Source organism: Shinella sp. WSC3-e (assembly GCF_945994535.1).
Lineage (GTDB): Bacteria > Pseudomonadota > Alphaproteobacteria > Rhizobiales > Rhizobiaceae > Shinella > Shinella yambaruensis.
The window spans coordinates 2,505,853-2,529,692 of sequence record NZ_OZ000530.1; the positions used below are offsets into that span (position 1 = coordinate 2,505,853).

Sequence of the window (23,840 nt, forward strand, 5' to 3'; positions counted from 1 at the left end):
GGTCACACCCGTCCGGCTTCCTCGAAGTGGGCCGCGACGGTGAAGGAGGGCGGTACGCCAAGCGTGCCGCCCTTGATTTCGTCCAGCACCGCGCGCGCCAGTTCATGCGCCAGGCCGAAGCTCACCTTGAAGCCGCCGGTCATCAGGCTGACGGTCGGGTGATCGGGATGGCGGCCGACCATCGGCTCGCGGCCGATCGCCTTGGGCCGCAGCCCTGCCCAGCGCTCCACGACCGGCGCTTCCGCCAGAACCGGCGCCATCTGCCGTGCCCTGGCGATCAGCGCGTCGAGAAGCCCGTCAGTGCCGGAGGGATCGGCAAAGCTGTTTTCGCTGGTGCTGCCGATAGCGACGAGGCCGTCCTCATGCGGCACGATGTAAAGCCCGTCGGCAAAGATCACCGGCAATGCCGGATCGACGGGCGCCCGAAGCAGCGCCGCCTGCCCCTTCACCGCGCTCCCCACCCGCCTTGCCGGCGGGGGAACGAGCGGCGCGAGCAAGGCGAAGGTCTCGACGCCGGCCGCCAGCACGCAATGGCCGAAGGCCAGGCTGGCGCCATCCTCGAACCGGGCGATGCCATTCGCCGGGTCCAGCGCGGAAAGCCCCGCGCCTTCGCGGATCGTGACATTCGGCAGGCGCGCGAGCGCGGCCCGCAAGGCGGCGAGCAGCGCGCGGGGCGCAAGGCGGGCGGCGAGATGATCATGGACGAGCCCCGAAGCCATCGCCGTTTCCGCCGGCCATCCCGCGACGGGGGACGCGTCCAGTACCTCGAAGGCGAAGGTGCGGCCGGGCATCGTCCAGACGGAAAGCGCATCCTGCGCATGGCGGAGCGCGATGGCGCGGTTGTGGGGCTTCGGAAGGGGGATGAGGCGGCCGGAGCGGCGATAGCCCGCGGAAAGCCCGGTTTCGGCCTCCAGCGCTGCGATCTCCGCCTCGAGCGAAACCAGCGCGGCGAACTGGAAGGCCTTCTTGGCGTTCCAGCGATCCGGCAGATGCGGCATCAGCGCGCCGAGCACGCCGCCGCTGGCGCCTGCGCCGATCGCCCGCCGCTCGGCAAGGTGCACGGACAGGCCCTGCCGGGCGGCAAGAAGCGCGGTCCACAGGCCCATCACCCCGCCGCCGGCGACGATGAGGTCCACGGCCGGTTGACCGGCGGCCTTCCCGCGATTATCGGCATTCGCCATGGCTGACCACAATCCTGAAAACACGCCGCAGACCGAAGCCGTCCTCGATTGGCACGACGGCGATATGCCCTATTCCCGGGCCTTTGACGACCACTTTTATTGCCGCAGCGACGGCCGGCTGGAATGCGGCCATGTCTTCCTCGCCGGCAATGGGCTGCCGGACCGCTGGCAACGGAAAGCACCTTTCCGCATCGCCGAACTCGGCTTCGGCACCGGCCTCAACCTCTGCGAGACCTGGCGGCAATGGCGCGGAACCGCGCCGGAAGGCGCAAGCCTCCACTTCACCTCCTTCGAGCGTTTCCCCATGGCGCGTGCCGATATCGCCCGGGCACTCGCGCACTGGCCGGAAATCGAGCACGAACGCACGATCCTGGCCGACAAATGGCCGGATGCACCGGCCGGGCGCGTCGAGATCGACCTTGCGCCCGGTGTCCGCCTCACCGTGGTCTGCGGCGCGGCGCTGGAAAGCCTCGGGAACGAGACGACACCCTTCGACGCCTGGTTTCTCGACGGTTTCGCGCCTGCGCGCAATCCGGACATGTGGTCGGCCGAGCTGATGGCGGCGGTCTTCCGGCTGACCGTTCCCGGCGGGCGCTTCGGCACCTATGCGGCGGCCGGCTTCGTGCGGCGCAACCTTGCGGCCGCCGGTTTCGTCGTGGAACGCCGGCCGGGTTTTGCGGGAAAACGGGAAATGCTGTGCGGGGAAAGACCGGTCGGCTGAACGCTCACGACAGCGTGCCGGTCACGGCGTCCCTGCCGCTGCGCTTCAGCCAGCGGTCGAGCTTTTCTTCGAGCTTCTCGATGCTGATCGGCTTCGTCAGGTAATCGTCCATGCCCGCGGTCAGGCAGTCCTCGCGATCGCCATCGAGCACATGGGCGGTGACGGCGACGATCGGCACCCGGCGGCCGGAGCCGCTTTCGATCGCGCGGATCGCACGGCTCGCCTGCAGGCCGTCCATCACCGGCATGGAGATGTCCATCAGGATCATGCCGGGGCGGGACGCGCGGAAAACCTCCACCGCCTCCTGCCCGTTTTCCACCAGCCGGAAGCGCAGGCCGGAGGCCATCAGCATCTGGGTGAAGAGGATCTGGTTGACCTCGTTGTCCTCGGCCACGAGGACATCGAGGATTTCGCCTTCGGCGGCCGCGACCCCGGAGGTGGCCGCATGCGGGCGCAGCGGCAGGACCTTGCCCTCGCCTGCGCCTTGCGCCGGAGCCTTCGTCCCGCGCATCGCCCGCAGCACCTCGGACACCGTCTCGCGCAGCAGGTCGGCCCGCACGGGCTTCATGAGATGGGCCTGGATATCCGGCGAGGCGAGCAGCCTGTCATCGGCCGGCAGGGTCATGGATGTGAGCATGATCACGGCGATGCCGGCGGTTCGGGGCCCTTCCCGTAATGCCCGCACGAAATCGAAGGCACGCTCCGGGTGGTAGTCGAGCAGGACGGCATCCACCGAGACGCCCATGTCGCCTGCCGCGGCGAGGACGGCAAGCGCCTCCGTCTCGGAGCCGACGGCGGTCGCGTCGAAACCCCAGTCGAGCAGCATGTCGTGCGCGGCCTTGCGGGAGAGGTCGTGCCCGTCGACGACGAGGATGCGCGCGCCCGGCGCCCTGGCCGGCACGATGCGGGCCGGCAGGGCGGCGACGGCGAGCGCCATCGGCAGGCGCACGGTGAAGGCCGAACCGCTGCCGACCTCGCTGGTCGCCGTGAGCGTGCCGCCGAACAGGCGCGTCAGCCCGTCGGTGATGGCGAGGCCGAGGCCGGTTCCCTCGTGGCGGCGGGTCGAGGAGGCGTCGACCTGCGAGAACTTCTCGAAGATCGATTCCATCTTCTCGGCCGGAATGCCCGCCCCCGTGTCCTCGACGCGGATGATGATCTCCACGCCGCCATCCCCGCCCGTCTGCGCGGAAAGATCGATGAGGACATGCCCGCGGTCGGTGAACTTGACGGCGTTGCCCACGAGATTGGTGACGATCTGGCGGAAACGGCCCGCGTCGCCCATCACCACGGCCGGCATGTTGGCCGCGCCGCGCACGACGAGCTCGATGTCCTTCTCCGCCGCCTTCGCCGACAGCAGCGTCGCGACGTCCTCGATCGCCTCCACCGGATTGAAGGCGGTGGCACGCAGCGTCATCTGGCCGGCATCGATCTTCGAGAAGTCGAGGATGTCGTTGATGATGGTGAGCAGCGCATTGCCGGACTTCACCATGATGTCGATGAAGGTCTTCTGCCGCGTATCGAGGTTCGATTTGGCGAGCAGCTCCGCCATGCCGAGCACGCCGTTCATCGGCGTGCGGATTTCATGGCTCATATTGGCGAGGAATTCCGACTTCGCCTTGTCGGCCGTCTCGGCGCGGGTAACGAGGCGGCGCAGCTCGTCCTCGCGGCTCTTGAGGTCCGTGATATCGGAAAAGACGATGACGTCGCGGCCGCGGCTCGTCGGGGTCACGTCGAGACGCAGCCAGCGCTGGTAGCCGCTGAAGACCGTCAGCGACGCCGGCTTGCCGGTGAAGAGGATTTCCCCGAACCGGCTGGCATCGACGGGCTCCTCGCCGAGGAAGCCGGCGATGTCACGGTCGATGCAGCTTTGCAGCACGTCCTTGACGAGCGCGCCCGGCTGCAGCAACTCGCGCGGCATGGCGATCATCGCGGACAGCGCCTCGTTGGAGAGCACCACCACGCCGTCCTCGATGATGAGGAGGCCCTGGCTCATCGAGGAGACCGCGTCCTTGACGAGGCTGCCGACCTCCTCGAGGGCGCTGCGGGTCTCCAGCACCTCGCGCTCGCGCTCGCGCCGCTCGGTGATGTCGATATAGGTCAGGAGGCAGCGGCCGCCGGAGATCGCACAGCCGGCCTCGATCACCGTCCGGCCGCTGGCATAGGCGACCTCGCGCGCCGGCGTCTCGCCGGCCCGGATACCGGAAATGCACGCCTCGTAGGCCTCGGCAAGCGTCCCCTCTTCCCCGTAGGCGCCGCCCTGCGCCTGCTGGAAGCGCAGGAGATCGCCCAGCGGGCGGCCTTTCATCGGCGGCAGCGCGCCGTCCCACAGCTCCTCGAAGGCGCCGTTCACCAGTTCGATATTGCCGGCCACATCGACGACGACGATGCCGACAGGCAACGATTCGACGATGCTTTCGAGATCCGCCTTGGCGCCCTCCGCCTCGCGTTGGGCCTCGATCAGCTGGCCTTCGCGCTTCTTCAGCACCGTGGTGTCGGTGATCGAGCCGATGAGATAGCGTTTTTCGTCCAGCGTCGTGACGCGGCAGAGACGCGAGATCGTCGGCAGCACCGAGCCGTCCGGCCGGACATGATCGATCTCGGCTTCAAGCAGTTCGCCGGTATCGAGCACGAGCTGGTTCTGCGCGTGGAACTTCTCGCCCTGCCCCGGAAACATGTCGAGCGTGGTGAGGCCGAGCAGTTCTTCCGGCTGGCGGCCCGTCAGCGCGACATAGGCGCGGTTGGCGAAGATCATGCGCTGGTTCTCGTCGCGCATGAAGCTTGCGACCGGCAGCTCGTCGAGCAGCGCCCGGTAGAGGCTGATCTCCTGCGAATGCTGCTTCAGCCGCCCTTCGCTCTCCTTCAGCGCCGTCACGTCGAGGCGCAACGCAACGAAGGTGCCATCCGGCCGGCGCTGCGTGACGAGGCGGATCCAGCCGCCGGCAAGGCGGACGACGCATTCGTGCAGCGGCAGGTCATAGCAGGCAAGCCGCGCGGCGACCCAGTGCTCGCGCTCGTCTTCGGACGTGTGTCCCACTTCGATATCGTGCAGCGCGCGCGTGAGCGCGGCGAGGTTGACGGGGCCGTCCGCAAGCGTGCCGACGAGCAGCCGGTAGAACTCCCGCATGCTGCGATTGGCGTATCGCAACCGGTTGTCGGCACCGAAGACGGCGACGCCCGCCCCGAGCGCATCGAGCGCATCCTCCACAGGCTCGCCAGACGCGGCATCGCCGCGCTCCCCGGCCGCAGCATCCGCCAGCCGCGCCGCAACGCCATTCAGATTGGCGGCGGCACAGATCGTGGCGGCCGGCACCTCGACCGAGGGCGTGAAAAGGCCGACGAGCACCGAGAGAGTCGGGGAGATTCGCTCGCGCTTCATGGCGATATCGAAGCTGCCGCCGCCGAAGGGGTGCAGATAACGGGCCCGCTCGGGGTTTCCGAAGATCAGGCAGCGGCGTTCCGGATCGTCGCGGTCGCCATGGCCCGGCGCCTCGCCGCTTTCGTCGCTGGTAAGGCCGATCATCTCCGCGGGACCGTGGCCGAAGAGGCGCGCATAGGCCTCGTTCACCGCCAGATAGCGCAACTCGCTGCTTTTGACATATGCCGGATACGGGTGTTCGCGAACGCGCGCACAGGCCGCCACCAGCAATTCGTCTTGAGTTTCAGCCACGCCACGCGCTCCCCGAAGCAGGACGGAGGGAGAGATTCATACCCCTCGGGGGTACCACTAATCCTTGAACGGATGGTTAACCTTTCGTTGCCGGAAGTGACGCATCCAGGAAGGCGCGTCCCGAAACCGCTTATCCACCAGGGCATTTGGCTGTCGCAAATGGCGGAGCATGCCGTTGCAGGACATGCGACAAAAGCGCGAGGCAAACCAGACCGGGGCTGCGCTGCACATGGGCGACGTGATCAAACTCGAAAGTCACCTCGAACAACCGGAGGCGTCCGAGACGCCCGTCGAGCGCCGGCGCCGCAGCGGCGGGCGCAGCGCAGAGCGCATCCGCCGGCCGACGGCCACCTCCAGATACCTCAATCTCGTCAACACGACGGCTTCCTCCGAGGTGCTTTCCGAGGATGCGCTGGAGGCCGTGCACCAGGCATCGCTCACCATCCTCGAAGAGATCGGCATGGACATCATCCTGCCGGAGGCGCGCGAGCGCATGAAGGCGGCCGGCGCCGAGGTGACGCCCGGCACGGACCGCGTGCGCTTCGACCGCGGGCTCATCCTGGACATGATGGCCTCCGTCCCGCCCGCCTTCACGATGCATGCGCGCAATCCCCTGCGCAATGTCGAGATCGGCGGCAACAACCTCGTCTTCGCGCAGGTTGCCTCCGCCCCCTTCGTCGCCGACCGCGACGGCGGCCGGCGCGCCGGCAACCAGGAGGATTTCCGCAAGCTGGTGAAGCTCGCCCAGTCCTACGACGTCATCCACACGACGGGCGGCTATCCGGTCGAGCCGGTCGACATCCACGCCTCCGTCCGCCATCTCGACTGCCTGTCGGACCTGGTGACGCTGACCGACAAGGTGTTCCACGTCTATTCGCTCGGCAGGCAGCGCAATCTCGACGGCATCGAGATCGCCCGCATCGGCCGCGGCATCTCGATGGAGCAGATGGAGCGCGAGCCCTCGCTCTTCACCATCATCAACACCTCCTCGCCGCTGCGGCTCGACGGGCCGATGCTGCAGGGCATCATCGAGATGTCGTCGCGGGGCCAGGTCGTGGTGGTGACGCCCTTCACGCTGGCCGGCGCCATGGCGCCGGTGACGATCGCGGGCGCCGTCGTGCAGCAGAATGCCGAGGCGCTGGCCGGCATCGCCTTCACGCAGATGGTGCGGCGCGGCGCGCCGGTCATGTATGGCGGCTTCACCTCCAATGTCGACATGAAGACGGGCGCGCCCGCCTTCGGCACGCCGGAATACATGAAGGCGGTGATCGCCGGCGGCCAGCTCGCCCGCAAGTACAACATCCCCTATCGCACCTCGAACACCAATGCCTCCAACACGCTGGATGCACAGGCCGCCTATGAATCCGCCTTTTCCCTCTGGGCGCTGACGCAGGGCGGCGGCAACTTCATCATGCATTCGGCCGGCTGGAGCGAGGGCGGCCTGACGGCCTCCTTCGAGAAGTTCATCCTCGACGTGGACATGCTGCAGATGGTGGCCGAATATCTGGCGCCGCTCGATGTCAGCCCGGACGCGCTGGGCATTGAGGCCGTGCGGGACGTCGGCCCGGGCGGCCACTTCTTTGGCACGCCGCACACGCTCGCCCGCTACGAGACGGCGTTCTACGCCCCGATCCTGTCGGACTGGCGCAATTTCGAGACATGGACGGAAGCCGGCCGGCCGACCACCTACGATCATGCCAACCGGGTCTTCAAGGAAAAGCTAAACACCTACGAGAAGCCGCCGCTCGACCCGGCGATCGAGGACGAACTGGAGGCGTTCGTCGCAAAGCGCAAGGAAGAGGGCGGCGTTCCCACGGATTTCTAAGGCTTTTCTCGTACGACCTCAGGCATCGAACATGATGGAGCGGACGGAGGAGATCAGCTTCTCCGTCGGCAGGTTGGAAAAGTTCTTGTCGATCTCGGCCATGGTCAGCGTGCGCGACTTGTCGGAGAGCTTGTTGCGCAGGTCGCCGAGCGTCTGCGGCGCTGCGCAGACCACGAGCCGGTCGAAGGCGCCTTCGGCGGCGTAGTCGTCGATGCGGCCGGCGACTTCCGCTGTGAACTTCAACTGTTCCTCCCGCACGGGATCGCTCGAATATTCCATGGCGGAACGGCCAGGACCGACCGAGGAATGGCTGCGGCCGGGCTTGTCGGCCATGATGTCCTGCGCCTTCTTCGGCTCCCAGCGAAAGACCTCCTGCTCCGGGCTCTGCTGGCCATCCTTCAACAGGTTCACCCCTTTGAGCAGGCGGGCCTGGTTGCCGTCAGCGGCGAGAATCCAAGTCGTAGCGGTCATGTTTCACTCCCGTAGCGAGGTTCATGGACAGGCAGACGAATCCGCCCTGCGCAACATCCAACAGGATTGTGGCAGGATGCGCGTTGATCCAACGCAACGGCCGGGCGCATGTTCCGGGTGGCATCGATAACGAACCTGTTGGAAAGCGGTGTCCGTCCCCTATCCCCGCGCCGCCATGGTTCGCTAGGGTACGGCAGAGGACAGGAGAACCCCGTGGCCGAACCGCTGAAGAACCTGCTGCATCCCGGACTGGTGAAGGAGATGGCGGAGCACGTCTCCCGGGCCGCGCCGGATTTCGACGCGGACCGCTTCACGCGGCTTGCCACGGACGGCATGGCGGCGCTGGAGCTGATGCAGCGCGCCGAACGGATCAAGGACGCGCTGGTGCAGACGCTGCCCGCCGACTATGCGGCCGCTGCGAAGATCCTTCGAAGGGCACTGCCGCAGGAGGAGGGCCCGGGGCTTTCCGGCTGGGCCCTGCTGCCGGTCAACCAGTTCGTCGCGCAACAGGGCCTGCAGCATTTCGACCTGTCGCTCGCCCTCCTCAAGGCATTGACGCCGCATTTCACGGCGGAATTCGGCATCCGCTGCTTCATCCACGCCGAGCAGGACCGGGCGCTTGCGGAAATCTCGGGCTGGACGACCGATCCCGATCATCACGTCCGCCGGCTTGCCAGCGAAGGCACCCGCCCGCGCCTGCCCTGGGCGATGCGCCTACCGGCGCTGGTCAGGAACCCGGCACCGGTCCTGCCCATCCTTGTCTCCCTCCTCGACGATCCGGAAGACTATGTCCGCCGCTCCGTCGCCAACAACCTCAACGATATCGCCAAGGACCATCCGGCCCTCGTCGCCGATTTCGTCGAGCGGCACATCGAGGGCGCCTCCGCCGAGCGCCGGCAGTTGCTGCGCCATGCCTCGCGCACGCTCCTGAAGAAGGGTGATGCGAAGGCGCTCGCCAATTTCGGCTTTGCGGCGGCCAGGGGCATCGGCGCGGCCCTCACCCTTGCTGCCCCCGCTATCGTCTTCGGCGACAAGCTCGGCTTTTCCATCGTGGTGACGAACGCGGATGCGGCGCCACAGCGGCTGATGATCGACTATGCGATCCACCATGTGAAGGCGAACGGCACGCTGGCGCCCAAGGTCTTCAAGTGGAAGCAGCTCGACCTGCCGGCCGGCGCCAGCCAGACGATCGGGAAGGATCATGCGATCCGGGCGATCACCACGCGGCGCTACTATCCCGGAAAACACCGCATCGAGATCCTGATCAACGGCACGGTCTGCGCCGCGGCCGACTTCGACCTGCACATGGCGTAGGGGCAACTCTTTTCGCATCTGCGAAAACTAAGGCTTGACTTTTCACCACAAAACAACGACATGAGCCGCAGCGTCGCCCTTCGGCCGCCGCGTGAGCGAGCCTGAGATTTCCCCGCAACGGGATACGAAGAAGGACAAGCGCAAGAGAACGATCCGCCTCCCATTTGCGGATGATTGCGCAGACGACTGCCAACCAACCCACAAGTTCCCAATTCACGCGGGGTTCTTGACGCCAGACGAAACCGGAAGCGCATGGTGCGGTTCCGGCCTGATGCAGTTCGAGCAAAAGCGTGACGCGGTCTTGCGTCCGGAACTGCGGTCGGGACAGTCGCCTGGCGCCCCGAAAGGTATCAGACTTGACCACGTTCCACGACCTCGGCCTCTCGAAGACCATCGTCGCCACGCTCTCCGCCCTCGGCTTTGAAAAGGCAACGCCGATCCAGGAAAAGGCCATCCCGCTCGTCCTCGAAGGCAGCGACCTGATCGGCCTTGCCCAGACCGGCACCGGCAAGACGGCCGCCTTCGGCCTGCCGATGATCGAAAAGCTTCTCGCCGAGGCCCGTCGCCCCGACCCGCGCAATATCCGCGCCCTCATCCTCGCCCCGACCCGCGAACTGGTGAACCAGATCGCCGACAACCTGCGCGACTTCGTGAAGAAGACGCCGCTGCGCGTCGTCACCGTCGTCGGCGGCGCCTCCATCAACAAGCAGTCGGAAATGCTCTCGCGCGGCACCGACATTCTCGTCGCCACCCCCGGCCGCCTGCTCGACCTTGTCGCCCGCAAGGCCGTGACGCTGACGCAGGCCCGCTACCTTGTGCTCGACGAGGCCGACCAGATGCTCGACCTCGGCTTCATCCACGACCTGCGCAAGATCTCCAAGCTCGTGCCGAAGAACCGCCAGACGCTGCTCTTCTCGGCCACCATGCCCAAGCTGATCGCCGAGCTTGCCGGCGAATACCTCGTCAACCCGAAGAAGGTCGAGGTCACCCCGCCCGGCAAGGCCGCCGACAAGGTGGAGCAGTATGTGCACTTCGTGCCCGGCAAGGACCAGAAGACGCAGATCCTCAAGAAGACGCTCACTGACAATCCAGATGGCCTGTCGCTCGTCTTCTCGCGCACCAAGCATGGTGCGGAAAAGCTGATGAAGCATCTCGACCATATCGGCTTCAAGGCCGCCTCCATCCACGGCAACAAGAGCCAGGGCCAGCGCGAGCGCGCCCTCAAGGCCTTCCGTGACGGCGAGATCCGCGTGCTGGTCGCCACCGACGTCGCCGCCCGCGGCATCGACATCCCGGGCGTCACCCACGTCTACAACTACGACCTGCCGGAAGTGCCGGACGCCTATGTCCACCGCATCGGCCGCACGGCGCGCAACGGCCGCGACGGCATCGCCATCGCCTTCTGCGCGCCGGACGAAGCGCATCTCCTGCGCGACATCGAGAAGCTGATGGGCATCAAGATCACGGTCGCCAGCGGCGAGGCCCCGGCCATCGTGACGGCCGGCCCCGGCGGCAAGTCGCGCAAGGGCCGCAACAATGGCGGCGGCCAGCGTTCCGGCAACGGCCGCGCCGCCCAGCGCCCGCAGCGCAAGCCCTTCGGCGATGGCACGCAGGCCGCCTCCGAGGGCGGCGCCCCGGCTGCCGGCAAGCGCGCCCATGGCGGCCGCCCGCAGCAGAAGCAGGGCGAGCGCCAGAACCGCAACCACGGTGGCGGCAACGGCCAGGGCCGCCCGAACCACCACGGCAAGCCGCGCCGGCCGGAAGGCCAGCGCCGCGAGCAGGCGTAAGCAGGTTGATCAGAAGATGAGCAAACGGCGGGCTTCGGCCCGCCGTTTTCGTTTGGGCCAACCACCGGCGTCGCGGGTGTCGCGTGGATCCTCGGCTCGGAGGCCGAGGATGACGAAAGAAGGGAGGTTTGCAGGCTCAAGGCAACGAAGCCGCATGCCGCACGGTTTGACGAGCGGGCAGCCTCACCCCCCCTCCGTCATCCTCGGCCTGCGAGCCGAGGATCCACGCGACACCCACCGACCGCCACCTACTCCGCCGGAGCGACATCCTTGCGGTTGGTGAGATAGACCCCGACAACGACGATCGCCGTGCCGAGGATCATCGGCACCGTCAATTCCTCGCCGAAGACGGCGGCGGCCTGGACGGCGGCGATCGGCGGCACGAGGTAGATGAGAGAGGCTGCGCGGGAGACCTGCCCGCGGCGGAGAAGGTAGAGGAGCAGCAGGACCGCCCCCATGGAGATGCCGAGCACCGACCAGGCGAGCAGCGCCACGAAGGCCAAGCCGACATCGACATGCAGGCTTTCCAGGCAAAGCGCGAAAGGCACGGTAACGATGAGCGCCCCGACATATTGCAGCGTCGCGATGGCCCGGATGTCGCCGGCCTGGAGGTGCTGCTTCTGGTAGATCGTGCCGTAGGTGACGGCGGCCATGCCGAGCATGTTGACGACGATGGCAAAGGCCGGGATTGCCGCGGCCCCCTGGCCGAAGAATTTCGGCAGCACCGCCAGCAGCACGCCGAGAAAGCCGAGACAGAGGCCGGCCTTCTGCGTCGGGCTCAGCCGCTCGCCGATGAAGAAGGGGGCGGCCAGCGCCGTCATCAGCGGCTGGAGCGCCGCGATGATGGAGGAAAGCGCGGCCGGCACGCCCTCGCCGATCGCCCACCAGACCGCCCCGAGATAGAGACCGTGCAGGAAGGCGCCGGAGACGACGGCATGCGCGATCGTGCGCCGGTCGCGCGGCCAGGCGACGCCGGACGCAAGGCACAGGCCGGCGAACAGAATGGCGGCTGCGGCATAGCGGATGCTCAGAAACGTCAGCGGCTCGGAGACGATGGCACCGAACTTCGCGACGACCCAGCCGGTCGACCAGAGCAGGACGAAGATGGCCGGAGCCAGGCGATCGAGGGACATGGGACTTCCGGCGAAAGGACAATCGGTGCGCGAGCGATAGGCGCGGCCTCCGCGATGGTCAAAGGAATTTCCTTGATGATTAGGTTCAACGAAAGATCGGGCGGAACGGCTTTTCGGCATCTGCCCATGTTTTCGGCAGAACCGGCCCCGGCGGCGTCCCGCGGTTCGGCACGGCGCGGGCAGCGGCATGTTTCCCTTGCAGAAAAACCGTCTTGCCGGCCGGTTTAGCCGCCTTCAAAGCGGTGTGAGAATTCTTTCCTGCTAATTGAGCATGGTTCTTGCATTGCCCGGGATGTTGTACTCAAATGGCGAGAAATGGGGAACACGCCTTTGGCATTTGATGAAATGATGAATGCGGACCAAAGTCCGCGGCAGCCATACGAAAACTACCATGACTGGTACGAAGGACAGGATCGGGCTCGCCTGATCGCCAAATCAAGGGACGCCGAGAACCTCTTTCGAAAGACCGGCATCACCTTCGCGGTCTACGGACACGAGGACAGTTCCGAGAAACTCATCCCCTTCGACATCATCCCCCGCATCATTTCCGGCCGAGAATGGCGCAGGCTCGCCCAGGGCATCGAACAGCGGGTCATCGCCCTCAACGCCTTCCTCGACGACATCTACCACAAGCAGGAGATCATCAAGGCCGGCCGCGTGCCGCGCGAACTGATCGAGCGCAACGAAGCCTTCCTGCCGCAGATGATCGGCTTCAAGCCGCCGGGCGGCGTCTATACCCACATCGTCGGCACCGATATCGTGCGCACCGGCGAAGACCAGTTCTACGTGCTTGAGGACAATGCCCGCACCCCGTCCGGTGTCAGCTACATGCTGGAGAACCGGGAAACCATGATGCAGATGTTCCCGGAGCTGTTCCACATCAACAAGGTGCGGCCGGTCGAGGACTACCCGAAGCTCCTGCGCCAGAGCCTCGCCTCGCTCGCCCCGCCCGGCTGTTCGGGCAAGCCGCGTGTCGCGGTGCTGACCCCCGGCATCTTCAACTCGGCCTATTACGAACACGCCTTCCTCGCCGACATGATGGGCGTGGAACTGGTCGAGGGCTCGGACCTGCGCGTCGTCGACGGCAAGGTGAAGATGCGCACCACCCGCGGCTACGAGGCGATCGACGTGCTCTATCGCCGCGTCGACGACGATTTCCTCGATCCCCTCACCTTCCGGCCGGATTCCGCCCTCGGCATTCCCGGCATCATGGATGTCTACAAGGCCGGCAACATCACCATCGCCAACGCCCCCGGCACCGGCATTTCCGACGACAAGGCGATCTATTCCTACATGCCCGAGATCGTCGAGTTCTATACGGGCCGCAAGGCGATGCTCGAGAACGTGCCGACCTGGCGCTGCTCGGAAGAGGACAGCCTGAAATACGTGCTCGAGCACCTGAGCGAACTGGTGGTGAAGGAGGTGCATGGCTCGGGCGGCTACGGCATGCTCGTCGGCCCCACCGCCTCGAAGAAGGAGTGCGCGGCCTTCGCCGAAAAGCTGAAGGCCCGGCCGGCGAACTATATCGCCCAGCCGACGCTGTCGCTCTCCACAGTCCCGATCCTCGTCAACAAGGGCATCGCGCCGCGGCACGTCGACCTCCGGCCCTACGTGCTCGTTTCCGACAAGGTGCAGATCATTCCCGGCGGGCTCACCCGCGTGGCGCTGAAGGAAGGCTCGCTGGTGGTCAACTCCAGCCAGGGCGGCGGCACGAAGGACACCTGGGTACTGGAGGACTGAGCCGATGCTGGGACGAACTGCAAACGGCCTCTACTGGATGTTCCGCTATATCGAGCGGGGCGAGAACATCGCCCGCCTCATCGATGCGGGCCTGCGCATGGCGCTTACGCGCACCGGCTCCTCCGACGAGGACTGGGACGGCGTGCTGCAAAGCGCCGGCGTGCGCGAGGACTTCGACGCGGCACACGGCAAGCTCACCAGCACCGACGCGATCGACTACCTGCTGCGCGACCGCTCCAACCCGTCGAGCGTGATGTCCTGCGTCGAATCGGCCCGCAACAATGCGCGTATGGTCCGCACCGCGCTGACGCGGGAAACCTGGGAAGCGACGAACGAGTGCTGGATCGAGTTCAAGGACATGCTCGCCAAGCGCATCCGCGCGGCGGAAATGCCCGAGGTGATCGACACGATCAAGCGGCGCACCGGCCTCATCCGCGGCGCCTTCCACGGCACCATGCTGCGCGACGACATCTACAACTTCTCGCGCATCGGCACCTTCATCGAGCGGGCGGACAACACCGCGCGTATCCTCGACGTCAAATATTATGTGCTCCTGCCGGCGATCGCGAAGGTCGGCTCCTCGCTCGACAACATGCAATGGGAATCGATCCTGCGCTCGGTCTCCGCACACCGCTCCTACAGCTGGGTCTATGACGGCGACTATTCCTCGACCAACATTTCCGACTTCCTGATCCTCAACGACCGCATGCCGCGCTCGCTCGCCTACAGCTACGACAAGATCGTCAGCAATCTCGGCTATCTCGCAAAGCTCTACGGCGACAACCACGCGGCGCACGAAACGGCCTCCGCCACGCTGATGCTGCTGAGAAGCCGCACCATCGACGACATCATGGAACAGGGGCTCCATGAGTTCATCGAAGAGTTCATCGTGCACAACAACCGCCTCGGAGAGGAAATCTCCGAAGGCTACCGCTTCTATCGATAGGGCTGGCGAGCGATGCGACTGAAGATCAGCCACACGACCGAATATCACTATGAAGATCCGGTGCAGTATTCCCTGCAGCGGCTTCGCCTGACGCCGAAGACGCAGCCGGGCCAGATCGTGCGCACGTGGGCGACCACCGTGCACGGCGCGCGGCTGGAGGCCGGCTATACCGATCACTTCGGCAATCATGTCGATCTCGTCAGCACCAATGCCGAGCAGGTGGCGATCCGCATCGTCGCGGAAGGCGAGGTGGAGACGGAAGACCGCGCCGGCGTCTTCGGCCCGCACCAGGGCTTCGTGCCGCTCTGGCTCTATCTGCGCGAAACGCCGCTGACCAGGCCCGGCAAGCTGGTCCGCGACCTTGCCAAATCTGCCAGCGGCGAGAATGAGCTCGCGCACATGCACGCGCTGATGGCCGCCATCCACGAGACCGTCGCCTACAAGCCGGGAGAAACCGCCTCCGACACCACGGCCGAGCAGGCCCTGGAAAAGAAGCAGGGCGTCTGCCAGGACCACGCCCATGTCTTCCTTTCCGCCGCGCGCCATCTCGGCCTGCCGGCCCGCTATGTCTCGGGCTACCTGCTGATGGAAACGCCCGAGCAGACAGCAAGCCATGCCTGGGCGGAGGTGCACCTTCAGGGGCTCGGCTGGGTCGGCTTCGACGCGGCCAACAAGATCTGCCCGGATGCACGCTATGTGCGCCTGTCGACCGGCCTCGACTACAAGGACGCCGCTCCCGTTTCCGGCATGGTGCTCGGGCACTCGGCCGAAACGATGAGCGTCGCCATCACGGTGGCGCCCGCCGGACAGAGCCAGTCGCAGAGCCAGAGCTGACCGGCCGGACTTGAATCAGGATGCGCAAAACGTACCGTAAACTCCTGAATCGATTCACAGGCCCTTAAATCGAAATCGCTTTAAGGGCCTGTGCCGATGCTTTAACGCGCTGCCGTTTCGAGCAGGCGGCAGAGTTTCACCAGCGCCGCATCGTAACCATCGCTGGTGACGCCGCGGCAGCGCTTGATGAGCTGTATACGCTCGCCGCCGGAAAGCCGCGAGAATTCGCGCACGACGGTGCGGTCATCCGGATCGGTGCGCCACCGGTCGTCGTCACCGGGCGTGCGCGGGTCGCGGCGATCCGGCCGGGTGAACACGTCGTCGTCGCCGAGGCTGACATCGACATCCGCATCGACGAGGCCGCGCCCGCCCACCGTCGCACCGACCCCGGCCGCAAGACCGTCACGCCCGCCGACCGTTGCCCGGATATCCGCATCGGCAAGGCTGTCCGAGCCGCCGACATTGGCTTTGGCACGCGCATTCACGCCGTCCCGCCCGCCAAGGCCCGCTTTCACATCTGCATCGGCAAGCCCCCGGCTGCCGCCGACATTCGCCTTGGCGTCGGCCTTGAGGCCGTCCCGGCCGCCGGCCCGCGCCCGGACATCCGCGTCGACGAGCCCCCTGCTGCCTCCGACCCGGGCATCAGCACCGGCCTTTATGCCGCCGACGCTGACACCGACGCCGAGCCCGAGGCCATCCCGCTTGCCGCGATCGGCCGCCTGCGCCGGCAGGGCAAGAACCGCCGCGACCAGCACACCGGCCGAGAGGCGGAGAAGCGATTTGCGATTTGACGTTCCAGACATGGGAACCTCCCTTTCCGTGACCGGCCCGGGAGTGGACCGGCCTTGCGAAACGAAGGTCGAATGACCGCGGGCAGTTCCGCACGGATGCAACCGACGCGGTGCAAAGGGAAAGGAAACCTTGCGACAGGCGGGAAAACACGCCCAGGCGTGCCGAAATGAAACAAAGAGGGCGCGATCCGAGGACCGCGCCCGAAAAAACTCAATGGCTGTCCTTGCCGACCGCGCTGCCGCGGCAGCCCTTGAGGAAATCGAGGTCGGCGCCGGTATCGGCACCCTGGACGTGCTGCTGGTGCAGCCAGGCATAACCGGAGGTGGGCAGGTCGTGGTTCGGCGTCCATGCGGCGAGCCGGCGCGCCAGTTCCTCCTCGGGAATGTCGAGATGCAGGCGCCGGTTCGGCACGTCGAGCTCGATCATGTCGCCGTTTCTGACGACCGCAAGCGGCCCGCCGACGGCCGCTTCCGGCGAGGTGTGCAGGACGACGGTGCCATAGGCCGTGCCCGACATGCGCGCGTCGGAGATGCGCACCATGTCGGTGATGCCCTTTTTCAGCACTTTCGGCGGCAGGCCCATATTGCCTACCTCGGCCATGCCCGGATAGCCCTTCGGCCCACAGTTCTTCATGACCATGACGCAGGTCTCGTCAATGTCGAGAGCGTCATCGTTGATCTTGGCCTTGTAGTCGTCGATGTCCTCGAACACGACCGCCCTGCCCCGGTGCGTCAGAAGATGCGGCGAGGCGGCCGAGGGTTTCAGCACCGCCCCCTTCGGCGCGAGATTGCCGCGCAGCACGACGATGCCGCCCGATTGCGTCAGCGCCTTCTCCGCCGGCAGGATCACGTCCTCGTTCCAGTTGACGACGTCCTTGACCTCGTCCCACATCGTCTCGCCCGATACCGTCAGCGCGTCCTTGTGCAGAAGGCCGGCCTCGCCGAGGCGCTTCAGCACCACCGGCAGGCCGCCGGCATAGAAGAACTCCTCCATCAGGTACTTGCCAGAGGGCATCAGGTTGACGACGGTCGGCACATCGCGGCCGCAGCGGTCCCAGTCGTCCAGCGTCAGGTCGACGCCGACCCGGCCGGCGATGGCGAGCAGATGGATCACCGCATTGGTCGAGCCGCCGATGGCCGCATTGGTGCGGATGGCGTTCTCGAAGGCGTCCTTCGTCAGGACGTCCGATGGCTTCAGGTCGTCCTTGACCATCTGGACGATGCGCCGGCCGGTAAGCTGCGCCATCACCCTGCGACGCGAATCGACCGCCGGGATGGCGGCATTGCCGGACAGTGCCATGCCCAGCGCCTCGGCCATCGAGGCCATGGTGGAGGCCGTGCCCATCGTGTTGCAGGTGCCGGACGAACGGCTCATCGACGCCTCGGCCTCGAGGAACTCGGCCTGCGTCATCTCGCCGGCCTTCACCATCTCGGAGAATTTCCACAGATGCGTGCCCGAGCCGACGCGCTCGCCGCGGAAATAACCGTTCAGCATGGGACCGCCGGTGACGACGATCGACGGCAGGTCCACCGAGGCCGCGCCCATCAGGAGCGACGGCGTGGTCTTGTCGCAGCCGACCATCAGCACGCAGCCATCCATCGGCTGGCCGCGGATCGCCTCCTCCACCGCGAGCGCGGCGAGGTTGCGGTACATCATCGCCGTGGGGCGGAAGGTGTTTTCAGAGGCCGAGAACACCGGCACTTCGAGCGGGAAGCCGCCCGCCTCCCAGACGCCGGCCTTCACCTTCTCGGCGAGCTCGCGCAGGTGGCCGTTGCACGGCGTCATGTCCGACCAGGTGTTGAGGATGCCGATGACGGGGCGCCCGTCGAACAGGTCGTGCGGGTAGCCCTGGTTCTTCATCCAGCCGCGATGGTAGATCACGTCGCGGCTGGTGCCGCCGTACCATTCCTGCGATCTCAGCCTGCGCGGCCATTCGGCTTTCTTCTTCATCTTTCCAGTCCTTGAAGGGGCCGTCCGGCACAGGGCACCGGCCGGCCTTTGTCTCACGCCAGGGTGTAGGCGGTCTTGACGGTTGTGTAGAATTCGCTGGCATAGCGGCCCTGCTCGCGCGGGCCGTGGGACGAGCCCTTGCGCCCGCCGAAGGGCACGTGGAAATCGACGCCCGCCGTCGGCAGGTTGACCATGACCATGCCGGCCTCCGCATTGCACTTGAAATGCGTCGCATGCTTGAGGCTGGTCGTGGCGATGCCGGAGGACAGGCCGAAAGGCGTGTCGTTGGCGACGGCGAGCGCTTCCTCATAGTCCTTGACGCGGATGACCGCGGCGACCGGGCCGAAGATCTCCTCGCGCGAAATGCGCATGTCGTTCGTCGCCTCGGTGAAGAGCGCCGGCTGGAGATAGAAGCCGGGCGTGTCGCGCTTCAGGAGCTCACCGCCGAAGGCGAGCTTCGCGCCTTCCTGTTTGCCGATCTCGATATAGTCCGTGTCCTGCTTCAGCTGGTTCTCGTCGACGACCGGACCGATATGCGTGCCGGCCTTCAGGGCATCGTCGACGACGACACCCTTCAGCCGCTCGCCGACGGCGGCCACGAATCTGTCGTGGATGCCTTCCGTCACGATGACGCGCGAGGAGGCGGTGCAGCGCTGGCCGGTGGAGAAGAAGGCCGAGTTGACGGCGGCTTCCACGGCAACGGAAAGGTCCGCGTCATCGAGCACGACGAACGGATTCTTGCCGCCCATCTCCAGCTGGTACTTGCGGTTATGCTCGACGGAGGCGAGCGCGACGCGTTTTCCGGTGCCGGTGGACCCCGTGAAGGTGATGGCGTTGACGTCGGGACTGTCGAGCATGGTCTGGCCGACGACGGAGCCCTTGCCCATGACGAGGTTGAGGACGCCCTTCGGCAGGCCGGCACGCACGAGGATGTCGACGATGGCCCAGGAACAGCCGGGCACAAGTTCGGCGGGCTTGAAGACAACCGTGTTGCCATAGGCGAGCGCCGGCGCGATCTTCCAGGCCGGGATGGCGATCGGGAAGTTCCACGGCGTGATGATGCCGACAACGCCGACCGGCTCGCGGGTGATCTCGACGCCGATATTCGGCCGCACCGAGGGCAGCGTCTCGCCGGCAAGGCGCAAGGTTTCGCCCGCGAAGAAATCGAAGATCTGGCCGGCGCGCACCGTCTCGCCGATCCCCTCGGCCAGCGTCTTGCCCTCCTCGCGCGAGAGCAGCCGGCCGAGCTCGTCCTTGCGGGCCAAAATCTCGTCGGCGGTCTTCCTGAGGATCGCATGGCGCTCCAGGATGCCGGAGCGCGACCAGGCCGGAAACGCGGCCTTCGCCGCTCCGATCGCCGCCCTGGTGTCCTCGGCGGAGGCGCGGGCATATTCGCCCACCACGTCGTCCGTGTTCGACGGGTTGATGTTCCGGATCGCCTCCGTGCCGACCCATTCGCCGGCAATCAGGTTCTGGTGGAGCGTCATGGGCAAGGCCTCCTGTCTGTCCCGTCCCGCACGAAGGCGGCACATCCCTTACAACTGGCGGATTTCGATCTCTTCTTCCCGGGCAATCGCCAAGGGATTGCGCAGCGGCAGGCCGAAACCGTCGGCCCCGATCTCGAACACATCCCCCGCCTCGGTGCGGATACCGTCGCCGAAGGAGAGCGTCGCCGTGCCGAACATATGAACATGGATATCACCCGGGGCACGGAACAGGCCGTATTTGAAATGGTGGTATTCGAGGTTGGCGAAGGTGTGGGACATGTTCGCCTCGCCGGAGACGAAGGGCTTTTCCCACAGAACCTTACCGCCGCGGACAATGCGCGAGAAACCGCGGATATCGTCCGGCGCGGCGCCGACGCGGATCTCCGGTCCGAAGCTCGCCTGGCGGAGCTTCGAATGGGCGAGGTAGAGATAGTTGATGCGCTCCGTCACATGATCGGAGAATTCGTTCGACACGGCAAAGCCGATGCGGAAGGGCGCGCCGTCGGCGGCGATGACATAGATACCGGCCATTTCCGGCTCTTCGCCGCCATCGAGCGCAAAGGAGGGCGAGGTAAGCGGGCTGCCCGGCGCCACCGCCTGCGTGCCGTTGCCCTTGTAGAACCATTCCGGCTGCACGCCCTTCTCGCCGGGCTTCGGCTTGCCGTTTTCAAGGCCCATGCGGAACATCTTCATGGAATCGGTCAGGGTCTCCTCGGCCGCCTCCGTCGTCTTCTTGTGCATGGAATCGCGCGTGGCCGCGGAGCCGAGATGGGTGAGGCCCGTGCCGGTCAGGTGGAGATGGGCGGCGTCCGGATGGGTGATCGGCGAAAGCAGCCGGCCCGCGGCATAGGCCGCTTCCAGATCGACGACCTCGCCGAGGCCCTTCGCGTCGATGACGGCCTTCAGGGACTGCCCGCTGTTGGCGGCTTCCATGGCGAGCGCGTAGACGCTGTCCGCCCCCTTCACCGCGCGGCCCTCGCCCCCATCCTCGCGCACGACCACCGTGATCGAGCCGTCGGCATTTGCGACCTGTGACATCAGCATTTTCGTTTCCTTCCTGAAGCCTGGACCTGGCCAAAGCTCCGCACCTGCGGGGACAGACGTCACCGCACTGGCCGCATCCGCAGCCGGTCAAACACGTTTGCAATCCTTGGGCGGACCGGTGTTCCCCGGTCAGCCCTTGTTCTTGTTGTAGACGTCGAAGAACACGGCGGCGAGCAGCACCAGGCCCTTGATGAGCTGCTGGTAGTCGATGCCGATGCCCATGATCGACATGCCGTTGTTCATGACGCCCATGATGAAGGCGCCGATGACCGCGCCGGTGATCTTGCCGACGCCGCCCGAGGCTGAGGCACCGCCGATGAAGCAGGCCGCGATGACGTCGAGCTCGAAGCCGACGCCGGCCTTCGGCGTCGCCGAATTGAGGCGGGCGGCGATGATCATGCCGGCGAGCGCGGCGAGCGCCCCCATATTGACGAAGGTGTAGAAGGTCAGCCGCTCGGTGTTGATGCCCGAGAGCTTCGCCGCCTTCTCGTTGCCGCCCATGGCATAGATGCGCCGGCCGATTGTCGTGCGGGTCGTCACGAAGGTGTAGAGCGCGATGAGCAGGCCCATGACGACGAGAACGTTCGGCAGGCCGCGATAGGTGGAGAGCTGGAAGCCGAGGAAGATCGCCACCGCGCTGATGACCGCCATCTGCACGGCGAAGAAGGCGAAGGGCTCGTTCTCCGTCTCGTGCAGCGCGTTCATGCGGCGCTCGCGAAGCCCGGCATAGATGGCATAGCCGACCAGCAGGATGACGACGAGGAGCGCGAAATAGTTCTTGATGAGGCTCGTCGCCGGGTCGGTGAGCGACAGGAAATCCGGCACGAAGCCTGTGGAGAGGATCTGGAACTCCTTCGGGAACGGGCCGACCGGGCGGCCGCCGAGCACGACATAGGTCATGCCGCGGAAGACGAGCATGCCGGCGAGCGTGACGATGAAGGACGGGATCTTCTGGTAGGCGACCCAATAGCCCTGCGCCGCGCCCATCAGCGCCCCGACGAAGATGCAGAGCGGCACGACGATGATCGCCGGCATCCCCCATTTCACCAGCATGATCGCCGAGATCGCGCCGATGAAGGCGACGATCGAGCCGACCGAGAGGTCGATATGCCCCGCCACGATGATCAGCAGCATGCCCAGCGCCATGATGACGATGAACGAGTTCTGCAGCACCAGATTGGTGATGTTGACCGGGCGGAAGAGCACGCCCTGGGTAATGACCTGGAAGAAGATCATGATCACGACGAGCGCGACGAGCAGGCCGTATTCGCGGATGTTCCGGCGCAGGTAGTCTCCCACCGAAGGCTGGGTCGTCTTGGTCGCGGTATCGGTGGACATCAGTGTTTCTCCCCGGAGCGCATGATGGCGCGCATGATGGATTCCTGGCTTGCTTCCGCCTTGGAAAGCTCGGCCACGATGCGTCCTTCGTTCATGACATAGATGCGATCGCAGGTCCCGAGCAGTTCCGGCATCTCCGACGAGATCATCAGGATGCCCTTGCCCTCGGCGGCAAGCTGGTTGATGATGGTATAGATTTCGAACTTGGCGCCGACATCGATGCCGCGCGTGGGTTCATCGAGGATCAGAACCTCGGGATTGGTGAAGAGCCATTTCGACAGCACGACCTTCTGCTGGTTGCCGCCCGAAAGATTGACCGCTTCCTGATAGATCGAGTGCGAGCGGATGCGCAGCTTCTGGCGATAGCCGGAGGCGACCTTGGCCTCCTGCCGGTTGTCGATGACCGTCGCCTTCGAAACGCCGCCGAGATTGGCGAGCGTCGTGTTGTGCATGATGTTGTCGATCAGCACGAGGCCGAGCTGCTTGCGGTCCTCGGTCACATAGGCAAGGCCGGCCTCGATCGCCTTCGGGATCGTGCTCACATCCACCGGCTTGCCGCGCATGAAGACGTCGCCGGTGATCTTGTGCCCCCAGCTCCTGCCGAAGAGGCTCATCGCCGTTTCAGTGCGCCCCGCCCCCATCAGGCCGGCGATGCCGACCACCTCGCCGGCGCGCACGGCGAAGCTGACGTCGTGCAGGAACTGCCGGTCGCGATGGTGCTGGTGGAAGACGTTCCAGTTCTTCACCTCGAGCAGCGTCTCGCCGATCTTCGGCTCGCGCGGGGGATAGCGGTCCTCCATCTCGCGGCCGACCATGCCCTTGATGATGCGGTCCTCGGAAATGTCCTCGTGATGACAGTCCAGCGTCTCGACCGTGCCGCCGTCGCGCAGGATGGTGATCTGGTCGGCGACCTTTTTGATCTCGTTCAGCTTGTGCGAGATGATGATCGAGGTCATGCCCTGGCTGCGGAACTCCATGAGCAGCTTCAAAAGCGCGTCGGAGTCCTTCTCGTTCAGCGAGGCGGTCGGCTCGTCGAGGATGAGCAGGCGCACCTTCTTGGAGAGCGCCTTGGCGATCTCGACGAGCTGCTGCTTGCCGACGCCGATATCGGTGATCAGCGTGCCCGGCGGCTCCCTGAGGCCGACCTTGTCGAGCAGTTCCTGCGTGCGGCGGAAGGCGAGCTTCCAGTCGATCACGCCGTTCGTCGCCACCTCGTTGCCGAGGAAGATGTTTTCCGCGATCGACAGCAGCGGCACCAGCGCCAGCTCCTGGTGGATGATGATGATGCCCAGATGCTCGCTGTCGGAGATCGTGGAGAAGCGGCGGACCTCGCCGTCGAAATGGATGTCGCCCTCGTAGGAGCCGGCCGGATAGACGCCGCTCAGCACCTTCATGAGGGTGGATTTGCCGGCGCCGTTCTCGCCGACAAGGGCGTGGATCTCGCCTTCGCGGACCTTCAGGTTGACGTTGTCGAGGGCCTTCACGCCCGGAAACGTCTTCGTGATGCCGCGCATTTCGAGAAGGGTCTTGCTCATGTACCAGTTTCCAGCGGCCGGCCAACCCCATCGAGGGGAAAGCGAGCCTATTCGCTCTGCGATCCGGAGAAAAGA

Annotated in this window: 17 protein-coding genes; 7 read left to right on the forward strand and 10 right to left on the reverse strand. The window is 65.9% G+C overall.

Going from position 1 to position 23,840, the window contains the following annotated elements:
* Window positions 1-2: 2 nt before the first annotated feature.
* The gene (locus AABF56_RS12400; RefSeq protein WP_272806141.1) at window positions 3-1,181 is read right to left on the reverse strand and encodes an NAD(P)/FAD-dependent oxidoreductase; all 1,179 of its coding nucleotides are present in this window, start codon (window positions 1,179-1,181) and stop codon (window positions 3-5) included.
* On the opposite strand from AABF56_RS12400, the gene mnmD reads away from it, so the two are divergent.
* Complete coding sequence (mnmD, locus tag AABF56_RS12405) at window positions 1,180-1,902, forward strand: tRNA (5-methylaminomethyl-2-thiouridine)(34)-methyltransferase MnmD (RefSeq protein WP_244767113.1); 723 nt, start codon at window positions 1,180-1,182, stop codon at window positions 1,900-1,902. The genes AABF56_RS12400 and mnmD overlap by 2 nt on opposite strands.
* Before the next feature lie 4 nt (window positions 1,903-1,906).
* Here the strand turns inward: mnmD and AABF56_RS12410 are convergent, their stop codons facing one another.
* Window positions 1,907-5,569, reverse strand: a complete 3,663-nt coding sequence (locus tag AABF56_RS12410) for a PAS-domain containing protein (RefSeq protein WP_272806142.1) — start codon at window positions 5,567-5,569, stop codon at window positions 1,907-1,909.
* Window positions 5,570-5,798: 229 nt separating this feature from the next.
* On the opposite strand from AABF56_RS12410, the gene AABF56_RS12415 reads away from it, so the two are divergent.
* Window positions 5,799-7,394 (forward strand): trimethylamine methyltransferase family protein, encoded by a 1,596-nt coding sequence (locus tag AABF56_RS12415; RefSeq protein ID WP_272807499.1) that lies wholly within the window; start codon window positions 5,799-5,801, stop codon window positions 7,392-7,394.
* Window positions 7,395-7,412: 18 nt separating this feature from the next.
* On the opposite strand, the gene AABF56_RS12420 is transcribed toward AABF56_RS12415, so the two are convergent.
* Window positions 7,413-7,865, reverse strand: coding sequence for a host attachment protein (locus AABF56_RS12420; RefSeq protein WP_244767115.1), 453 nt, complete (start codon window positions 7,863-7,865; stop codon window positions 7,413-7,415).
* Between the two features lie 213 nt (window positions 7,866-8,078).
* Here AABF56_RS12420 and AABF56_RS12425 point away from each other — a divergent pair, with 213 nt between their 5' ends.
* Together AABF56_RS12425 and AABF56_RS12430 are read left to right on the forward strand one after the other, a co-directional pair.
* The gene (locus AABF56_RS12425) at window positions 8,079-9,179 is read left to right on the forward strand and encodes a DNA alkylation repair protein (RefSeq protein ID WP_272806143.1); all 1,101 of its coding nucleotides are present in this window, start codon (window positions 8,079-8,081) and stop codon (window positions 9,177-9,179) included.
* Window positions 9,180-9,535: 356 nt separating this feature from the next.
* Entirely contained in the window at window positions 9,536-10,966 is a 1,431-nt protein-coding gene (locus AABF56_RS12430) for a DEAD/DEAH box helicase (RefSeq protein WP_272806144.1), read from the forward strand.
* Window positions 10,967-11,214: 248 nt separating this feature from the next.
* On the opposite strand, the gene AABF56_RS12435 is transcribed toward AABF56_RS12430, so the two are convergent.
* Window positions 11,215-12,099: a DMT family transporter gene (locus AABF56_RS12435; protein ID WP_272806145.1), complete on the reverse strand. Its 885-nt coding sequence runs from the start codon at window positions 12,097-12,099 to the stop codon at window positions 11,215-11,217.
* A gap of 345 nt (window positions 12,100-12,444) precedes the next feature.
* Between AABF56_RS12435 and AABF56_RS12440 the strand changes: the two genes are divergently transcribed.
* From AABF56_RS12440 to AABF56_RS12450, 3 genes are read left to right on the forward strand one after another with little or no spacing between them, the layout of a single operon-like run.
* Window positions 12,445-13,839: a circularly permuted type 2 ATP-grasp protein gene (locus AABF56_RS12440; RefSeq protein ID WP_272807500.1), complete on the forward strand. Its 1,395-nt coding sequence runs from the start codon at window positions 12,445-12,447 to the stop codon at window positions 13,837-13,839.
* A 4-nt stretch (window positions 13,840-13,843) separates the two neighbouring features.
* A complete protein-coding gene (locus AABF56_RS12445) occupies window positions 13,844-14,785 on the forward strand; it encodes an alpha-E domain-containing protein (RefSeq protein WP_272806146.1) in 942 nt (313 codons plus the stop codon).
* Between the two features lie 12 nt (window positions 14,786-14,797).
* A complete protein-coding gene (locus AABF56_RS12450; RefSeq protein WP_272806147.1) occupies window positions 14,798-15,619 on the forward strand; it encodes a transglutaminase family protein in 822 nt (273 codons plus the stop codon).
* A 101-nt stretch (window positions 15,620-15,720) separates the two neighbouring features.
* Here AABF56_RS12450 and AABF56_RS12455 read toward each other — a convergent pair whose 3' ends face one another.
* From AABF56_RS12455 to mmsA, 6 genes are all read right to left on the reverse strand, one after another.
* Window positions 15,721-16,422, reverse strand: coding sequence for a hypothetical protein (locus tag AABF56_RS12455; RefSeq protein ID WP_272806148.1), 702 nt, complete (start codon window positions 16,420-16,422; stop codon window positions 15,721-15,723).
* 199 nt (window positions 16,423-16,621) lie between these two features.
* Window positions 16,622-18,361, reverse strand: a complete 1,740-nt coding sequence (gene araD / locus AABF56_RS12460) for an L-arabinonate dehydratase (RefSeq protein ID WP_272806149.1) — start codon at window positions 18,359-18,361, stop codon at window positions 16,622-16,624.
* A 53-nt stretch (window positions 18,362-18,414) separates the two neighbouring features.
* Window positions 18,415-19,848: an aldehyde dehydrogenase family protein gene (locus AABF56_RS12465; protein ID WP_272806150.1), complete on the reverse strand. Its 1,434-nt coding sequence runs from the start codon at window positions 19,846-19,848 to the stop codon at window positions 18,415-18,417.
* Window positions 19,849-19,896: 48 nt separating this feature from the next.
* Window positions 19,897-20,892 carry an AraD1 family protein gene (gene araD1, locus AABF56_RS12470; protein WP_272806151.1) on the reverse strand — a complete coding sequence of 332 codons (996 nt, stop codon included), beginning with the start codon at window positions 20,890-20,892 and terminating at the stop codon, window positions 19,897-19,899.
* A gap of 129 nt (window positions 20,893-21,021) precedes the next feature.
* On the reverse strand, window positions 21,022-22,230 hold the full coding sequence (gene mmsB / locus AABF56_RS12475) for a multiple monosaccharide ABC transporter permease (RefSeq protein WP_272806152.1): 1,209 nt from the start codon (window positions 22,228-22,230) through the stop codon (window positions 21,022-21,024).
* Window positions 22,230-23,765 (reverse strand): multiple monosaccharide ABC transporter ATP-binding protein, encoded by a 1,536-nt coding sequence (mmsA, locus tag AABF56_RS12480; RefSeq protein ID WP_244767126.1) that lies wholly within the window; start codon window positions 23,763-23,765, stop codon window positions 22,230-22,232. Before mmsA ends, mmsB begins: the two co-directional genes overlap by 1 nt.
* Between the last annotated feature and the right edge of the window lie 75 nt (window positions 23,766-23,840).

Bases quoted from the DNA above. Each gene is read 5' to 3' on its own strand.
- mnmD (WP_244767113.1), top strand. From the start codon at position 1,180: ATGGCTGACCACAATCCTGAAAACACGCCGCAGACCGAAGCCGTCCTC.
- AABF56_RS12400 (WP_272806141.1), bottom strand. From the start codon at position 1,181: ATGGCGAATGCCGATAATCGCGGGAAGGCCGCCGGTCAACCGGCCGTG.
- AABF56_RS12415 (WP_272807499.1), top strand. From the start codon at position 5,799: ATGGGCGACGTGATCAAACTCGAAAGTCACCTCGAACAACCGGAGGCG.
- AABF56_RS12420 (WP_244767115.1), bottom strand. From the start codon at position 7,865: ATGACCGCTACGACTTGGATTCTCGCCGCTGACGGCAACCAGGCCCGC.
- AABF56_RS12435 (WP_272806145.1), bottom strand. From the start codon at position 12,099: ATGTCCCTCGATCGCCTGGCTCCGGCCATCTTCGTCCTGCTCTGGTCG.
- AABF56_RS12440 (WP_272807500.1), top strand. From the start codon at position 12,445: ATGATGAATGCGGACCAAAGTCCGCGGCAGCCATACGAAAACTACCAT.
- AABF56_RS12445 (WP_272806146.1), top strand. From the start codon at position 13,844: ATGCTGGGACGAACTGCAAACGGCCTCTACTGGATGTTCCGCTATATC.
- AABF56_RS12450 (WP_272806147.1), top strand. From the start codon at position 14,798: ATGCGACTGAAGATCAGCCACACGACCGAATATCACTATGAAGATCCG.
- AABF56_RS12455 (WP_272806148.1), bottom strand. From the start codon at position 16,422: ATGTCTGGAACGTCAAATCGCAAATCGCTTCTCCGCCTCTCGGCCGGT.
- araD (WP_272806149.1), bottom strand. From the start codon at position 18,361: ATGAAGAAGAAAGCCGAATGGCCGCGCAGGCTGAGATCGCAGGAATGG.
- AABF56_RS12465 (WP_272806150.1), bottom strand. From the start codon at position 19,848: ATGACGCTCCACCAGAACCTGATTGCCGGCGAATGGGTCGGCACGGAG.
- araD1 (WP_272806151.1), bottom strand. From the start codon at position 20,892: ATGCTGATGTCACAGGTCGCAAATGCCGACGGCTCGATCACGGTGGTC.
- mmsB (WP_272806152.1), bottom strand. From the start codon at position 22,230: ATGTCCACCGATACCGCGACCAAGACGACCCAGCCTTCGGTGGGAGAC.
- mmsA (WP_244767126.1), bottom strand. From the start codon at position 23,765: ATGAGCAAGACCCTTCTCGAAATGCGCGGCATCACGAAGACGTTTCCG.